This is a genomic window from Meridianimarinicoccus marinus, from assembly GCF_040689105.1.
GTDB lineage: Bacteria > Pseudomonadota > Alphaproteobacteria > Rhodobacterales > Rhodobacteraceae > Meridianimarinicoccus > Meridianimarinicoccus marinus.
Map to the genome: position 1 here is coordinate 1 of NZ_JBFBVU010000043.1, position 15,352 is coordinate 15,352.

General features: G+C 62.2%; 14 protein-coding genes and 2 pseudogenes. 5 read left to right on the plus strand and 11 right to left on the minus strand.

The window, feature by feature from the left end; translation table 11 throughout:
• Positions 1–96: 96 nt before the first annotated feature.
• The 3 genes and pseudogenes from AB0T83_RS18910 to AB0T83_RS18925 all read left to right on the plus strand — a co-directional run.
• Positions 97–435 (plus strand): annotated as a pseudogene (locus tag AB0T83_RS18910) (carbohydrate ABC transporter permease); the annotation flags it as partial.
• The gene (locus tag AB0T83_RS18915; protein ID WP_366194776.1) at positions 413–940 is read left to right on the plus strand and encodes a hypothetical protein; all 528 of its coding nucleotides are present in this window, start codon (positions 413–415) and stop codon (positions 938–940) included. The pseudogene AB0T83_RS18910 and the gene AB0T83_RS18915, both read left to right, overlap by 23 nt.
• A 437-nt stretch (positions 941–1,377) precedes the next feature.
• Positions 1,378–1,733: pseudogene (locus tag AB0T83_RS18925) on the plus strand (transposase); the annotation flags it as partial.
• 42 nt (positions 1,734–1,775) lie between these two features.
• Here AB0T83_RS18925 and AB0T83_RS18930 read toward each other — a convergent pair.
• The 8 genes from AB0T83_RS18930 to AB0T83_RS18965 all read right to left on the minus strand — a co-directional run bounded on the left by AB0T83_RS18930 (position 1,776) and on the right by AB0T83_RS18965 (position 9,843).
• Complete coding sequence (locus AB0T83_RS18930) at positions 1,776–3,287, minus strand: tripartite tricarboxylate transporter permease (RefSeq protein ID WP_366194778.1); 1,512 nt, start codon at positions 3,285–3,287, stop codon at positions 1,776–1,778.
• The gene (locus AB0T83_RS18935) at positions 3,287–3,739 is read right to left on the minus strand and encodes a tripartite tricarboxylate transporter TctB family protein (RefSeq protein ID WP_366194779.1); all 453 of its coding nucleotides are present in this window, start codon (positions 3,737–3,739) and stop codon (positions 3,287–3,289) included. The genes AB0T83_RS18930 and AB0T83_RS18935 overlap by 1 nt, the downstream gene beginning before the upstream one ends.
• 8 nt (positions 3,740–3,747) lie before the next feature.
• The gene (locus AB0T83_RS18940; protein WP_366194780.1) at positions 3,748–4,683 is read right to left on the minus strand and encodes a BMP family protein; all 936 of its coding nucleotides are present in this window, start codon (positions 4,681–4,683) and stop codon (positions 3,748–3,750) included.
• Positions 4,683–5,639 (minus strand): Bug family tripartite tricarboxylate transporter substrate binding protein, encoded by a 957-nt coding sequence (locus AB0T83_RS18945; protein WP_366194781.1) that lies wholly within the window; start codon positions 5,637–5,639, stop codon positions 4,683–4,685. Before AB0T83_RS18945 ends, AB0T83_RS18940 begins: the two co-directional genes overlap by 1 nt.
• 118 nt (positions 5,640–5,757) lie before the next feature.
• Entirely contained in the window at positions 5,758–6,660 is a 903-nt protein-coding gene (locus tag AB0T83_RS18950) for a LysR family transcriptional regulator (RefSeq protein ID WP_366194782.1), read from the minus strand.
• Between the two features lie 195 nt (positions 6,661–6,855).
• Positions 6,856–7,662, minus strand: coding sequence for an ATP-binding cassette domain-containing protein (locus AB0T83_RS18955; protein ID WP_435891196.1), 807 nt, complete (start codon positions 7,660–7,662; stop codon positions 6,856–6,858).
• Positions 7,638–8,720: an ABC transporter permease gene (locus AB0T83_RS18960; protein WP_366194784.1), complete on the minus strand. Its 1,083-nt coding sequence runs from the start codon at positions 8,718–8,720 to the stop codon at positions 7,638–7,640. The genes AB0T83_RS18955 and AB0T83_RS18960 overlap by 25 nt, the downstream gene beginning before the upstream one ends.
• 112 nt (positions 8,721–8,832) lie before the next feature.
• Complete coding sequence (locus AB0T83_RS18965) at positions 8,833–9,843, minus strand: sugar ABC transporter substrate-binding protein (protein WP_366194785.1); 1,011 nt, start codon at positions 9,841–9,843, stop codon at positions 8,833–8,835.
• 194 nt (positions 9,844–10,037) lie between these two features.
• Here AB0T83_RS18965 and AB0T83_RS18970 point away from each other — a divergent pair, with 194 nt between their 5' ends.
• Entirely contained in the window at positions 10,038–11,237 is a 1,200-nt protein-coding gene (locus tag AB0T83_RS18970; RefSeq protein WP_435891197.1) for an ROK family transcriptional regulator, read from the plus strand.
• 110 nt (positions 11,238–11,347) lie between these two features.
• On the opposite strand, the gene AB0T83_RS18975 is transcribed toward AB0T83_RS18970, so the two are convergent.
• Both AB0T83_RS18975 and AB0T83_RS18980 read right to left on the minus strand, forming a co-directional pair.
• Positions 11,348–12,625, minus strand: a complete 1,278-nt coding sequence (locus tag AB0T83_RS18975) for a 4-aminobutyrate--2-oxoglutarate transaminase (RefSeq protein WP_366194787.1) — start codon at positions 12,623–12,625, stop codon at positions 11,348–11,350.
• Positions 12,626–12,661: 36 nt separating this feature from the next.
• Positions 12,662–13,288, minus strand: a complete 627-nt coding sequence (locus AB0T83_RS18980; RefSeq protein ID WP_366194788.1) for a VOC family protein — start codon at positions 13,286–13,288, stop codon at positions 12,662–12,664.
• Positions 13,289–13,570: 282 nt separating this feature from the next.
• Between AB0T83_RS18980 and AB0T83_RS18985 the strand changes: the two genes are divergently transcribed.
• Positions 13,571–13,927: a hypothetical protein gene (locus AB0T83_RS18985; RefSeq protein WP_366194789.1), complete on the plus strand. Its 357-nt coding sequence runs from the start codon at positions 13,571–13,573 to the stop codon at positions 13,925–13,927.
• 866 nt (positions 13,928–14,793) lie between these two features.
• Here AB0T83_RS18985 and AB0T83_RS18990 read toward each other — a convergent pair.
• A partial coding sequence (locus tag AB0T83_RS18990; RefSeq protein WP_366194790.1) for a transposase occupies positions 14,794–15,352 on the minus strand: 559 nt, incomplete at its 5' end.

The window sequence follows — 15,352 nt, forward strand, 5'->3', positions numbered from 1 at the left end:
CACCGCTCTGGCGGATAGCTTTGCCTGCGCAAAGCGGCTTGACACAAACCGCCCCGTTACCGAAGTCCATAGCCTAGAGACCGCAGATTTGATGGCGCCACCCCGGTGGAACGCTTCCACTACATCATTCTGCCGCTGATGAGGCCGATGCTGATCACGCTGGGTGTCCTGCAATCGGTCAAGGTGTTCCAGGAAATCACCCTGCCATGGGTGCTGACACAGGGCGGCCGGATCAACGCCACAACCACCCTCAGCCTGTATACCTACAAGCTTGCCTTCCAGCAGTGGGACTTAGGTCTGGCCGCTGTGGCAGGGACGCTGTGGTTGGTGCTGCCGTTGTTCCCCCTTGCCTGGATGCTGGCCACTGCGTTCAAGTCCGGCAACGAGGTGTCCAAGGTTGCCGACCTTACCCATGACCAGGGAGACCAACCATGACCAGGGACAGCCTGTCGGAGACCGCCTCGTGTCGCCGGATGTCGGCCAGACCTGCGGCGCGGGCGCGCTCGCGCGCAGCGCAGGCTGGGCGACGCGTCGCACTGGATATCGCACCAGCACGTCGGAAACGCGGGCCGCGTGGTGGATGTTCGACCAGAATTTCCAGCCGACGGATATCGTGTCCACCGACGTGCCCGGCTCGGCGGGCTACAACCCGTCACCCTACGTTCAACTTCCGGGCCAGGAAAGCGACGAGCATCTCGAGGTCGCGTCGCTTTATTGCGGGTTCTCGGGGACATCGGCGGCCACGGCGCTTGCGGCGGGGCTGGTCTCGCTGGCCCTCGCCTTGCAACGGGCCGGGGAACAGGGGGACGCAACACCCAAGCACGTGTCGCAGCCGTACAAGGGGCCGCCACCGGAAGAGCCCGAGCTTTTCACCCTGGAGCAAGCGAAGAAACTGGTCCATCTCGATCCTCCGACACACAGCAATCCGATGCAATACTGAGGGGCTGGGCACCCGCAGCGCCTGTGTGAGAGGTCGTCATTTTGGTATCCAGAGGCATCTTCTTGTCCAGAGACGGGAGGTGATCATGGCGCCGAATGGCCTGGCCACAGACCACACCGTTGAACCGTGGACGCTGGTTGCCCCATCTGCCACCCCCGCGATCGGACGAGCGACCCCGGGAAACGGATTTTCAGGGTGTGGTCGATACACCTCCATCTGCCGCGTTCGGGATGCCAATGGCGCCTTCTCCCGCAGGATTTTCCGCCTTTGGGAACGGTGTGGTGGGATTTCCGACGGTGTCTGGGTTCGCTTGCATCGACCGCTGCCCGGGAAAAAGCGAGCCGAGGCCCCAACCCACAGTTGCAATTATGGACAGCCAATCGGTTGGGACGACGGAAAAATGGGGGGCGTGACCGTCTGATTGGCCCGAGTTCAAGGCAAGGAAACGATCCGGCGGATCGTTCACCCGCAGAACGGGCGGCATGAACACCAAGCGGTACGCCATCTGCGACAGCCAGGGCCGACCGCTCAACCTGTTCGCCATCGCCGGGCAGGTCAGCGGGGACATCGGCGCGCGGGCATTACTGGGCAGCCCGCCGACCGTAGATTGGTTGATTGGCGATCGGGTCTACGATGCGGATCGGCCCAGAGAAGCCGTGAGAAACAGAGGCATACGCGCCTGTTTCCCAGGTCGCACGCAACGCACGACAGCCATGAATTCCGACAGAGGTCACACAAACGCCGGAACCGATTCGAGATCATGTTCGGAACGCTCAAGGACCGGCGACGCATGGTCTGCACACCGAGAGCGGGCGAATTGGATTCCCTCCGGCCTCTATGACCGCTTCGGCCGCATCTTGTGGCGCGCAGACTTTCGAAACAAGGGTCCGATCAGTCCAACCAGGATGATGGCGAGGGTACACAAGAGAAAGGCCAGCGACAGCGGACGGTCCAGAATGGCCCAGACATCGCCGCGAAAGATCATCAAGGTACGCCGAAGGTTGTCTTCCATCATCGGCCCCAGAACCAGGCCAAGGATCAAGGGGGCGGGTTCGAGTTTCAGCAAGGTCATCGCATAGCCCAAGGCACCGAAACAGATCACCAGAACAAGGTCGAGGGTCGCATAGTTCACGCTGTAGACGCCGAGGCAGATGAAGACGAGGATCGCCGGGAACAGCATGTGGTAGGGGATCCGCAGCAGGCGGACCCAGAGACCGATCAGCGGGACGTTGAAGATCACCAGCAACACGTTGCCGATCAGGAAACTTGCAACCAGCCCCCAGAACAGATCCGGCTGTTCCGAGATCAGCCGCGGTCCGGGGGCGACCCCGTGGATCAGCATCACGCCCAGCATCATCGCCATGATGGCGTCCCCCGGCACGCCAAGGGTCAGGGTCGGGATGAAGGCCGTCTGGGTGGCCGCATTATTGGCGGATTCGGGTCCGGTAATGCCCTCGATGGCGCCTTTGCCGAACAGCGACGGATCGCGGTGCACCTTCTTTTCCACGACGTAGGAAGCGAAAGAGGCGATCAGGCTGCCGGTGCCGGGCAGCGCCCCGAAGAAGGCGCCGATCCCGCTGCCGCGCAGCATCGGCCAGATGGATCTGCGCATGTCCACACGGTTGGGCAGCATCGAACGCATGGAGATCCGGGTGCCGGTCACGGGCTTGTTGTCCTGACGCCCGGCGTTGCCGATCACCTCGGGAAGTCCGAACAGCCCGAGCGAGATCGCAACAAGCGGAATGCCGGCATAAAGCTCGGGCTGGCCCAGGGTGAATCGCTGAACCCCGGTGCTGATATCGGTGCCGACGATGCCGAAAAACAGGCCGATGAAGATGGATGCCGTCGACCGCAGATGCGACCCCCTGGACAGCATCCCGGCCGCGAACAGCCCCAACAGCATCAGGGTGAAGTACTCGGGCGACCCGAAGTTCAGGGCAATCTGCGCCAGCAACGGCGCACAGAGCGCCAGGATCAGGAGCCCGATGATGCTGCCGGTGAACGACGCGACGGCGGTCATGAACAGGGCAACGCCCGCGCGGCCCTGTTGCGCCATCGGGTAGCCGTCAAGGCAGGTGATCGCGGTATTGGCCGTTCCCGGCAGGTTCAGCAGGATCGAGGCGGTAGACCCCCCGAAGGCCGCGCCATAGTAGATGCCCGACAGCATGATCAGGGCGTAGACCGTGTCGAGATGGAAGGTGATCGGCATCAGAATCGCCAGCGTCGCCATGACGCCGAGGCCCGGCAAAACGCCGATGACCGTGCCCAGAAACACGCCGAGAAAGCAGTAGACCAGCCCTTCGAAAGACAGGGCAACGGAAAAGCCAAGGGCCAGGTTGTCGATCATCAGTACGCTCCGAATGCGCGGGCCTGAAACCCGAGGAGATGCACAAAGAGCCCGAGGCCGATCCCGCTCATGATGAGGGCAACCAGCGCGGTATCCCGCAGGCGGAACGCGGGATCGGCATAGGCGGAGAGGAAGACTGCGGCCCAGATCGCGGGGATAAGCCCCGCGGATTTGATCAGCATCGTGAAGGCCGCCAGCCCCGCCACCACGAGCAAAAGGCCGCGCAGGTTGACCGGGGCCGGGGCTTCCTCGTCCGCGATCCGGTCGTCCACCAGTGCAATGGCAATGCCGAGGCCGACAAGCACGGCCCCGACGAGTCCGGGAAAGACAGCCGGGCCGATCCGGCGGAGAGAGCCGACCTCCCAGCCCGTGGCCGAGGAGAGCGCGACCACGCCCAGCAAGGCCACGGCTGCGCCGCACAGAAGATCGGCTTTTTTCCTGCTGTCCATCATGGCAAGCCTCATGCGGTGTTGAGGGTCATGTCCGGCATGAACTCCGGTCCATCATAGGTGGTCTCGACGACCCGGCGGCCAGCCACGATGTCTTCACGGTAGGCCGCGATCTCGTCAAGAACGGCCCCCGGAATGTCCTTGCCGACAATGAGGTCGACGGCTTCGGGCGTTTCCAGGCCGGGATGCAGGTTGCGGCCCGGTTCCAGCCGGTCGGCCAGAAGATCCGCGATCCACGTCCGGATCGACCAGCCATGTCGAGAGATTGCCGAGCCAATGAAGACATCCGGTTCCTCGGCGCACCAGTCCCGAATGTTGCCGATCTGATGGATGCCCTGCGTGCGGCAGGCGTCCACGGCACCCGACCTGCCGAAGTTCAGCATGGTGAAGATGATATCTGCCCCTTGCTGCGCCTGCGCCGTAATCCACGCGGCCGCAAGTGCGGGGTCGTCCTGGTTGCCGCAAAAGCCGGTCAGGACCTCGACGGCGGGGTCCGCTGTCCGCACGCCATCGACATAGGCGGCGCGCCCCTTCTTGCCGGGGGAGATAAAGACACCGGACAGATGTCCGACGACGCCGCTTCTGGTCATGCGCCCGGCCAGAATCCCGGCAAGGAATGCGGCCTCAAAGTGCCGAACGGCATAGTTCCAGACATTCGGCCCTTCAGCCTGACCGCCCGGCGACAGGAAGGCGCAATCGGGATATGTCCGCGCCACGTCCTGCAAGGCCGCATCCGCGCGGCTGCCATGGACGATCACGCCGCTGGCGCCGCGTTTCACCGCCTGCTCGACCTCGTCGCGAAGAAGCTCTTCCGAACCTTTGGTGAAGTCGATCAGGTCGAGGTCGAAGCCCAGGCTTTCCCGCGCGGCGAGCGCGCCTTCATAGCCCTCCTGCACGAAACCGCGATCATCCTTGTAGCCGTTAAGGATCAGAGCAATGCGTGACATCAGTCGAAGGCCCCTGCGCTGGCAACAACATTCCCCCATTTGGCGACTTCGGCGCTGACGAAGGCTTCGGCCTCGGCGGGCGTGCTGTCGATATGGAACATGCCCCAGTTTTCGAACTGCGCCTTGATTTCCGGGTCCTGCATCGCCTTGTGGCTGGCCTCGTAGAACCGCTGGATGATCTCGTCGGGGGTGCCACCCGGGGCGGACAGGCCAACCCAGTTGAAGGCCACCACATCCGGCAGGCCCAGTTCGACGAACGTCGGGATCTCGGGGGCGGCCGGGGATCTTTCGGGTGTGGTGATCGCAAGCGCCTTGATTGCCCCGGCATTGATCTGGCCGACATTCTGCGTCAGCGCATCGATCTGATAGTCAATCACCCCGGCCAGCAGGTCGTTCATCGCCTCGGCAGAGCCCTTGTAGGCAACATGTTCCATGTTCAGGCCGGCCGAGAGTTTCAGCAACTCGCCACTGACGTGGTTCATGGTCCCATGCCCGCCCGAGCCGAACAGGATGCCATCGGGGCTGGCCTTGGCCTCGGCGATGAAGTCCTCCAGCGTTTCGGTGGACGATGCATTGGACGCCAGCAGCACGGCGGGGATGTAGCCAAGGATGGTGACGTCGTCGAAATCCGCGACCGGATCGTATCCCAGATCTGAATAGGTAAACGGGGCGATCCCATTGGCCGAGACGTTGGACAGGAAGAACGTATAACCATCCGCGTCGGCCTTGCTGACGCTGGCGGCGGCAATCGTCGACGCAGCCCCGGGCATGTTTTCAACGATCACGTTGGTGCCAAGATCAGCGCTGATGATCGGCGCCAGAAGGCGGGCCACAAGGTCGCTGGACCCACCGGGCGTAAAGCCGACAACAATACGGATCGTGTCGGAAGGCCAGCCATCGGCCATTGCCGGGATCGGGGCTGCGGTGAGGAGAAGTGCAAGGATGCTTTTGCGCATGACGTGCTCCTGAATGGTTCTGCGGGGGTGCCGCTTGTACGATGTCAGGAACTTCGGGAATTGAGAGCGTCCTATAAAGCGCAAAGATTCGCTATATCTGTACTGAAAATGAGGACACTCAGGCGCTAAGGTCGGAAAACCGGCGCCTGAATTCTTCTGCCAGCTTGGCCTGAAGCGGTTCCAGTGTCCCCTTAGCCCGGCTGACCAGCTTGAGCGTCTGGCCCGGCACGGCGGGATCGGCCAGCGGGACGTGAACCAGAAGCCCTTCGGCCACGTCCCCCAGTGTATCGACGGATGACAGGATCGACAGCCCGGCCCCCTGCCGGACCAGGTGCTTTCGAAGCTCGACGGAATTCGACTCGATGATGATTTTCGGATCGATGCGGCATTCGGCAAAAGCGGCATCCAGCAGAATTCGAATGCCACTTCCCGGCGGCGGAAGAATAAGCGGCTCGCCGACGCAATCGCTCAGCCGGAGGGCTGGATAGCCGGCCAGGCGGTGGTCCGGAGGAACGATGAACCCGAGCGGCTGGTGCATGCTGGCCAGTGTCGACAGGCGCGACTCGCGGGGCAGGTCAAAGCCAAGGCCCAGATTGGCGGTGCCTTCCCCCACAGCCTCGACGATCTCTTCCAGCGCCATGACGTTGATCTTGAGCTCAACCTTGGGGTGGTCCCGGCAGAACTTCGCGGCGGTGGTGGCGATCAGCGAGGACATGAGCCCGGAGGCCGCAACCAATCGGATCTGACCTGCCTCAAGGCCCTGAAGGTCTCGCAGCCGGGCGTGCATCAGGTCAATCTCGCCGTCCATGCGCAGGATATGGTCGATGACGACTTCCCCGGCGCTGGTCAGCTTCATGCCCCGTGGAAGCCGGTCGAAAAGCGGCATGCCCAGATCGCGCTCGAACTCCAGGATCTGCCGGTTGACCGCCGAGGGCGCAATATTCAGGACCTCGGACGCCTTGCGTATCGAACCGTGCTGCGAGACCGCCAGAATATAGCGAAAGGATCTGGACTGTAGCATCGAAGCTTTCTGCGGTTTGGCGGTCCCGCTTCACATTCAAAGGGGGAAAGCCGCGCAAGACAAGTGGCAAGCCCCTTCGCCATTATCCGTTGTTCCGAAACAGGACGTCGACCAAGGGCAACAGCCCGGGGCCGCACGGGAAAAGGCGCTGCCGGATTTCAACCCGGCAGCGCCTCGATCACTTCACGCGTTCGCTTACGCGGCGTCCTGGGCCGGAGGCTCCTTGGCACCGGTCATGAAGGCGACCGCGTCGGACATGGTGTAGTCCTTGGGGTCGATGGTGCAAAGCCGCTTGCCCAACCGGTGGATGTGGATGCGGTCGGCGACCTCGAACACATGCGGCATGTTGTGGCTGATCAGGATGATCGGGATACCGCGGGCCCGGACATCCTGGATCAGTTCCAGCACCTTGCGGCTTTCCTTGACGCCCAGGGCTGCCGTCGGTTCATCCATGATGATGAACTTGGTGGCGAAGGCCGCGGCGCGGGCGACGGCGACGCCTTGGCGCTGCCCCCCCGACAGGGTTTCGACCGGCTGCTTGATCGACTGCACGGTCATCAGCCCCAGTTCGGTCAGCTTGTCGCGCGCGAACTTCTCCATGGCGGGTTTGTCGAGCATCCGCAGATACTTGCCGGTCCAGCCTTCCTTGCGGATCTCGCGCCCCGTGAACATGTTGTCGGCAATCGACAGGGCCGGGGACAGGGCGAGGTTCTGGTAGACGATCTCGATCCCCATGTCCCGCGCCTCGATGGGAGAGGTGAACCGGACCGGCTTTCCCTCGATCAGGATCTCGCCGTGATCGGGTATGGTGGCGCCGCAGATCGCCTTGACGATCGACGACTTGCCGGCGCCGTTGTCTCCGATCACCGCCAGAACCTCTCCGGCGCGCAGTTCGAAATCCGAGTGGTCGATTGCGGTCACGTGGCCATAGCGCTTCACGATCCCGCGGGCCTGTACGACAGGTGTTGCTGTCTGCGTCATGCCGAAACCCTTCTGATCCATTGGTCGATTGCGACCGCGATGATGATAAGCCAGCCGATGGCGAAGACCTGCCACAGCACGTCAACACCCGAGAGGCGAAGGCCGGAGCGGAACACCCCGACGATCAGGGCGCCAAAAAGCGCGCCCATGATCGAGCCACGCCCGCCAAACAGCGAGATGCCCCCGATCACGACGGCGGTGATCGAATCCAGGTTGCCTTCGTAGAAGGATTGCGGCGAGATCGAGCCGACTCGGCCAATCGAGGCCCAGCCCGCCAGCGCACAGATGAAGCCCGACAGCCCGTAGACCGACAGCAGCGTGCGGTCGGTGCGAATGCCCGACAGATCGGCGGCCTCCTTGTCGTCGCCGATGGCATAGACATGGCGGCCCCAGGCGGTCTTGTTCAGCATGTACCAGAGCACGACGAAGACCACGATCATCAGGATCGAGCTGAGCGTGATGCGCGCGCCGCCGACATCGAAGGACGCCCCGAAGAATTTCAGGAATGGTGCCTCGGTATCGATGTCCTGGCCGCGGATCGACTGCGCGCCCGAGAGCCACAGCAGCAGCGCATAGAAGATCGACCAGGTGCCGAGCGTGGTGATGAAGGGCGGAAGCTTGACACGAGTGATCAGCCAGCCGTTCATCAGGCCCGCGCCGACCCCGCCGGCCAGACCCACCAGGATGGCGAAGCCGGCGGGCACGCCGGCGAACACCGCCAGATTGCCCATGACGACCGACATCAGCACCATGATTGCCGCGACCGACAGATCGATGCCGGCGGTGATGATAATCAGCGACTGGGCGGCGGCCAGGATGCCGATGATCGACACCTGCTGCAGAATGAGGCTGAGGTTGAAGGCCGAAAAGAATTTTCCGCCCGCGATCAACCCGAAAGCCACGAGGCTGAGAACCAGCACGATCACCGGAACCAGCGTGGGATTGTTGTGAAGCAGGTGCTGGATCCGGTCCAGCAGCGTGTGGTTTTCGACCTCGAACTCGGCGACCCTGGCGTCGCTTCGGTTCAGGTCCTGTTCAAATTCCTGGCCCGATCGGGCAGGATTGTTAGGTTCAGACATGACTCTCTCCCTTGCCGGCAAGCATAGTCGCGGCGTCAGATTCCGTCAAAATGGGGGGGGGAAGCGAAAGGGCAGGGCACCGTGGCGCCCTGCCGGAATGGTCAGCCGGGGATCAGCCCCAGCACTTCTGCAAACCTTCTTCCGAGGTGATCGACGGCAGGCCTTCGACGGGCTTGTCGGTCACCAGCTCGACACCGGTGTTGTAGAAATCCAGGCCTTCGGTGTTCTGCGGCTTCTCACCGGTTTCGGCAAAGGTCGCGATCGCTTCGATGCCCTTGGAGGCCATCAGCAGCGGGAACTGCATCGCGGTCGCGCCGATCACACCGCCGGCAATGTCTTTCACACCGGGGCAGCCGCCATCGACCGAGACAATCAGCACGCCTTCGTCCTTGCCGAAAGACTTCAGCGCCTCATAGGCGCCGGCGGCGGCGGGTTCGTTGATGGTGTAGACCAGATTGATGTCCGGATCGATCTGCAGCAGGTTCTCCATCGCGGTCCGTCCGCCGTCAGGCGAACCGTCAGTCACATCATTGCCGACGATGCGCGGATCGTCTTCGTCGCCGATATCGGTCGGATCCTTGATGTCGATGCCGAAGCCCTGAAGAAAGCCGTTGTCACGCTGATAGTCGACCGAGACTTCCGAGGCGTTGAGATCCAGCAGCGCGATCTTGGCGTTTGCCGCGTCGTCCCCCATCGTGGCGCGCGCCCACTGGCCGATCAGAACCCCCGCCTTGAAGTTGTCGGTGGCAAAGGTCGCGTCGGCGGCGTCGGCTGGTTCGAATTGCGTGTCCAGTGCGATGACAAGGATCCCGGCGTCCCGAGCCTGGGTGATGACCGGCACCAGCGCGCGGCTGTCGGTCGGGGTAATCAGAATGCCCTTCGCGCCGGATGCGATGCAGGTCTCGACCGAGGCCACCTGGGTTTCGACATCGCCGTCGTATTTTCCGGCAAAAGTCGACAGGGTGATGCCGTGTTGTTCGGCGGCTGCCGTGGCGCCTTCCTTCATCTTGACGAAGAAGGGATTGGTGTCGGTCTTGGTGATCAGGCAGGCGTTGGTTTCGGCATAGGCGGCACCTGCGCACAGGCTCACGGCCAGGGCCGACGTAGTCATTAGAGCTTTCATGTTTTCCTCCCACACGAAGCGAATTTTACTATGGACCGGGTGTTTCCCTTTCCAGGCTCACCGCAGTGAAATCCGTCAGGTCCGACCCTAAAAGAACTGATTCTGTTGGCCCTGTCAATTAGTTTGTAAACTTTACTTACTAAGGCATTGCATGTACCTTCCCTTTTGAAGGGGAGGCACATATGGTCCGCGCCATGGACGGAGATAACATCAGCGCAAAGCGGGCAGGCGTAAATCAAAGTGGCATCCGCGACTATAACGAACGCCTGATCCTATCAATCCTGCAGTTCGAACGCGCCGTTCCCGCAGCCGAACTGGCGCGTCGTACCGGGTTGTCCAAACCCACGGTGTCCACCATCCTGCGCAACCTTGAAGCGGACGGTCTGGTCCGGCGCGGCGAGCCGGTGCGCGGCAAGGTCGGCAAGCCTTCCATCCCGATGGAGCTGGACCCCGACGGGGTGTTTTCCATCGGCTTGAAGATCGGCCGCCGCAGCGCCGATCTGGTGCTTCTGGATCTGTCGGGCAAAGTGCGCGGACAGATGCACACAACCTACAGGTATCCGATGCCCGACGCCGTTTTCGGATTCCTGAAAGAGGGGCTGGAAACCCTTGTGGGGCGCCTGCCGGCCAGCCTGAGGCAACGGGTGTGCGGAGTGGGGATCGCTGCGCCATTCGAGCTTTGGAAATGGCACGACCTTGTCGGTCTCGCGGCCGAGAAATTCCGCTCGTGGAAAGACATCGACTTCAAGGACAAAGTCGCGGCTTTCAGCGATCTGCCGGTGTTCATCGTCAACGACGGCACCGCCGCCTGCCAGGCGGAACATCTGTACGGACGCACGCATGCGTACCGGGACTATGCCTATTTCTTCATCGGGTCGTTCGTCGGCGGCGGCGTGGTTCTGAACGGCACAGTCTTCGAAGGAACTCGGGGCAATGCCGGCGCCCTTGGATCCATGCGCAGCACCGGTCCGCTGGGAGAGGCCCAGCAACTGATCGACGTCGCCTCGATCCACCTTCTGGAGGCGCGCCTGGTCGAGATCGGGATCGATCCCTCGGTCCTGTGGCGACAGCCCCAGGACTGGAGCGGCCTGTCGCGCTATGTGGAGCCATGGGTCGGCCAGACCGCGCAGGAGCTGGCCAAGGCATCCCTGTCCATCTGCTCGGTGATCGATTTCGAGGCCATCGTGATTGACGGGGCCTTCCCGCCAGACGTGCGGGACGAGTTGGTGGAACGGACCCGGCGGTATCTTGTCAATCAGGACAAGCGGGGCTTGATCGAACCCCGGATTGACGCCGGAAACATCGGCCAGAACGCCCGGGGCATCGGTGCCGCCAGCAGCCCGATGTTCTCGCAGTTCCTGCTGAACACCAACGCCGGCCTGTCGGCGATTTGAAGCCCGCCCTTCTAGGCTTGTGTCTGCACCGGGAAACTTGACATCATCCGATGCGGGAGCCGTGACTATCGGCACACGGCTCCCGCAGAGGTTTTCAGAGCGCGCTGAACCTAGGCCTGCTTTGCGGCTTCAATCGACGCTTCAAGGATGTCCAGCCCTTCCGCGAACACATCGTCCGGAATGGTGATCGGGGCAAGAAAGCGCACCACGTTTCCATAGACGCCACAGGTCAGCAGGATCAGGTTGCGCTTCAAGCCTTCGGCGCGCACCCGGTTGGCAAACTCGGCGTCCGGGGCGGACCCGTCCGCGGTGTTGAATTCGGCGGCCACCATGAAGCCCGGTCCGCGGATTTCCACCAGTTGCGGCGTGGATTGGCGGATCTGCTCAAGCCGCTGCTTCAGTCGCGAGCCAAGCTCGTTTGCGCGGGCGCAGAGGTCTTCTTCCTCGATGACATCCAGCACGGCGTGTGCGGCGGCGATTCCCAGGGGGTTGCCGCCATAGGTCCCGCCAAGGCCGCCGGGGTTTGCAGCGTCCATCAGATCCGCCCGCCCCGTCACCGCGGCAAGCGGCAGGCCCCCGGCCAGACCTTTGGCCATCGTGGTGATGTCTGCGGCGACATCATAGGCGTCCATCGCGAACATGTTGCCGGTGCGGGCAAATCCGGTTTGAACCTCATCCGCAATCAGGATGATGCCATGTTCGTCACACAACTTGCGCAGACCGCGCATCAACTCGGCGGGGGCCTGGTAGAACCCACCTTCGCCTTGCACCGGCTCGATCACGATCGCCGCAACGCGCGCCGGGTCCAGATCGGCCTTGAACAGCTTGGTCAGGGCGTCCAGCGACTGCTGGGTCGAGATGCCATGCAGATCGATCGGGAACGGGACGTGGAACACATCCGGCATCATGGCCCCGAACCCCTTTTTATAGGGTTCGACCTTGCCGGTCAGGCTCATGCCCATGAAGGTTCGGCCATGAAAGCCGCCCCCGAAGGCAATCACCGCCGGCCGGCCCGAGGCAGCGCGCGCGATCTTGATGGCGTTCTCGACCGCTTCCGCGCCGGTGGTCACGAAGATTGTCTTTTTTTCGAAGTCCCCGGACACCTTCTCGTTCAGACGCTCGGCAAGCGCCACGTAGTTCTCGTAGGGAACCACCTGGTGGCAGGTATGCGTGAACGCCTTGAGCTGCTTTTCGACGGCCGCCATGATTTTTGGGTGGCAATGGCCGGTGTTCACCACGGCGATCCCAGCGGCAAAATCGATATAGCGATTGCCTTCAATATCCCAGATCTCGGCGTTTTTCGCCTTCTCGGCATAGACCTGAGTCATCATGCCAACACCACGTGCGATTGCTTGGTCGCGCCTTTGGCTTACTTCGGCGTTTTTCATTCTGAGTACCTTTGATCGTTTGCCATCTTCGAAGGGTCAGGCGTTGAGGTCGTGCATTGAGGTCGGAAAGGGTGAAAGGGTCTTGTCGACAGGTTGTCTTTCCGTGGCCGGGCAGGGTGCCGCGCCTGGCGGGACGGTGGCGTTTTCGGCCAAGTCCTGTGCGGACAGGGGCGTTCCTACAGGCTGCGGCTCGGCGTGCGCGGTTTCTGCCCGATATCCCATGGCGGTTTTCGCGCGGATTTCGCGTTCCTCCGCAGTCAGGCGCGTGACGCGTTGGCCAATGCTCCAGCGAACACCGATGGGATCCAGCATCAGGCCCATGCGATCACCCCAATAGGTCTCCTCGGGCTCCCGCACTACGGTGAATCCCGCCGCCAGGGCAGACTCCCAGGTCCTGTCCAGATTTTCGACATAATGGTGCAGGCTTACAATGCCGGGTCCGAACCCCTCACCCTGTCCGATGGTGACCAGCGCGTTTCCGATCTTGAGCTGCGCGAACAGCGTTGTTTCAGAACCGAGGGCGGTTTCCGTCGACACAACCGTCGCGCCGAACGCGTTGACATACAGCCCAACGGCGGCGTCGACATCGGATACACAGATGTGCGGTGTGATCGACCGATAGCCACGCGGGATCGGTGCAACTTTCCTGGTGTTCTTGTTCATTTCAATGACTTTCTCAGGCACCCTTCCAGGCCGTTTCGCTGGTCCGGCCAAAGCCGCAGAGGCCATCCCGGCCATGTTTTCGACCATTGGGATCGCCTCGAAATCGAGCCATCCGGTCTTTGCTCAGGCTGGGGAACTTCAACTGCATCGGCTGTCTCTTTGCCTCGTCTGAACGCAAGGCTGCGCTTCATGAGGTGTTGCTACACTATGCGTCATGCTGTATCACTATGCTCCATAGTGTAGCAACAGTATTTTTGTGCCCTACAAGAAAGCTCTCTCGCGATGGATGAAGAAGCCCAGGTTCCAAGCCGCACGATCCGTCAGAACGATATTGGCAGGTACGCGCTTGCCGGGCTGATCGGCGACTATCCGGTTGCCGTACGCACGCCCAGAGAGCTGAGCGCGGGCGGGTTTGCCGATCAGACCCGACACCCCAACACATGGACGGTCTATTTTCTGGTCGAAGGCGAATGGGCACAGGTCCTGAGCGCCAGGGGCCTTCGGCGGGAATGGACCAGCCTTGACCGGCTGGAAAACTGGCTGCGATCCATGTCATTTCGGTTCTTCTGGGTCCGCAACGACATTGATGAGATCGAATTGCTCGACGATGGCCTGATGGGTGATCCGACCTTGAAGTAGGTGGAGTAAGACCCCTATGCCGCGCAGATCGACTGATGAGGCTCCCGGAGACAAATTGGACAGCGGAAACGGTCGGGCAATCTGACCGTCGCAGAGCAAAAGTCCGCATCTTGGCCGCGAGGCGAACGAGCTGAGGGCAGAAAATGTATTCTGTGGAGCTCTACAATAGGGTCAGGCGTGCGTGTCATGTCGATGGAATGCACAAGAGTGAAGTGGCGCGTGTTTTCGGGATCGACCGGAAAACGGTTGCGAAGATCCTGAAGCATGCTGTGCCACCCGGCTATCGACGGATGGAGCCGCCGATCCGACCTATGCTCGATCGCTTCATTCCGGTCATCGACAAGATCCTGGAAGACGACAAAGGTCGGCTGAGGAAGCAACGGCAAACGGCGGAGCGGATCTTCGAACCGCTGCGCCGACCTGACGGGTACGGTGAACACCCTTGTGCCGGGCATGGCGCCAGCCACGGCGGGGGATTTCTCGGGCCTCTACAATCACTATCGCGTGCGGGAACATGGCATGGCGGCAGCGATGAACGGAAACGCACTGCATGGCTGTTGTCTGCCCTACACCGGCACGTGTGTGGATGCCCCCTGTTTGGCAAGCATTATCTTCGGTCTTTCGGCGGGGCCTTCGATCGGACGTGTGTCAGGCCTGCTAAGCGTGGCCTTGGATGACGCCACGGGCCGGTATGCTGTTCGGAAGGCTGGGTTCACATCGGTTCAGAGAGCTGCAAGCGCTCGAGCCCCGGGCCTGAATCTCCCGCCTTGAACTTCGAAGTCCCTGTCGCCTACTCCTCGTCGATCCGTCGATCCGTCGCCCCGGCCTTGCGGCCATATCGTGCCCTGGCCCTTTATGGGCTTCGGTCACGCCATTCGGTAGTCCTCCTTCTTTGTCGTCATGGCCCAGATCATGCGGACCATCTTGTTCGCCAGCGCGACGGCCGCGACCATCCTGGGCTTCCGCGCGACAAGCGCGGCCAACCAGCGGTTCACACTGCCGCCCTTCCGGACCACCCAGCGGATCACGCTCATTGCGCCGACGATCCGCAATCGACGGATGTCGGTTTGCCCCATCTTGCTGACCGAGCCCAGCCTGGTCTTGCCGCCTGTCGACCTCTGCCGTGGCACCAGGCCAAGCCAGGCCGCGAAATTACGCCCGCTGTCGAACGTATTGAGATCCGGCGCGAAAGCAGCGACGGCGCCGGCGCCGGCGCCGGCGGTAACAGGGCCGATCCCGGGCATGGTGCAAGGCCGCCGCAACTCTTCATCTGTCTTCGATGCCGCGTCCAGATCGGCCGCGAGCCGGTCGATCACTGCTGTCAGCCTCGTGATCTGCTCCACGTGGATTGCTCCCATCACTCGGACCGGGCCGGGGAGATTGCTGGTCTGGTCTGCCAGTGCGTTCTCAAGAATCTTCAGGCTC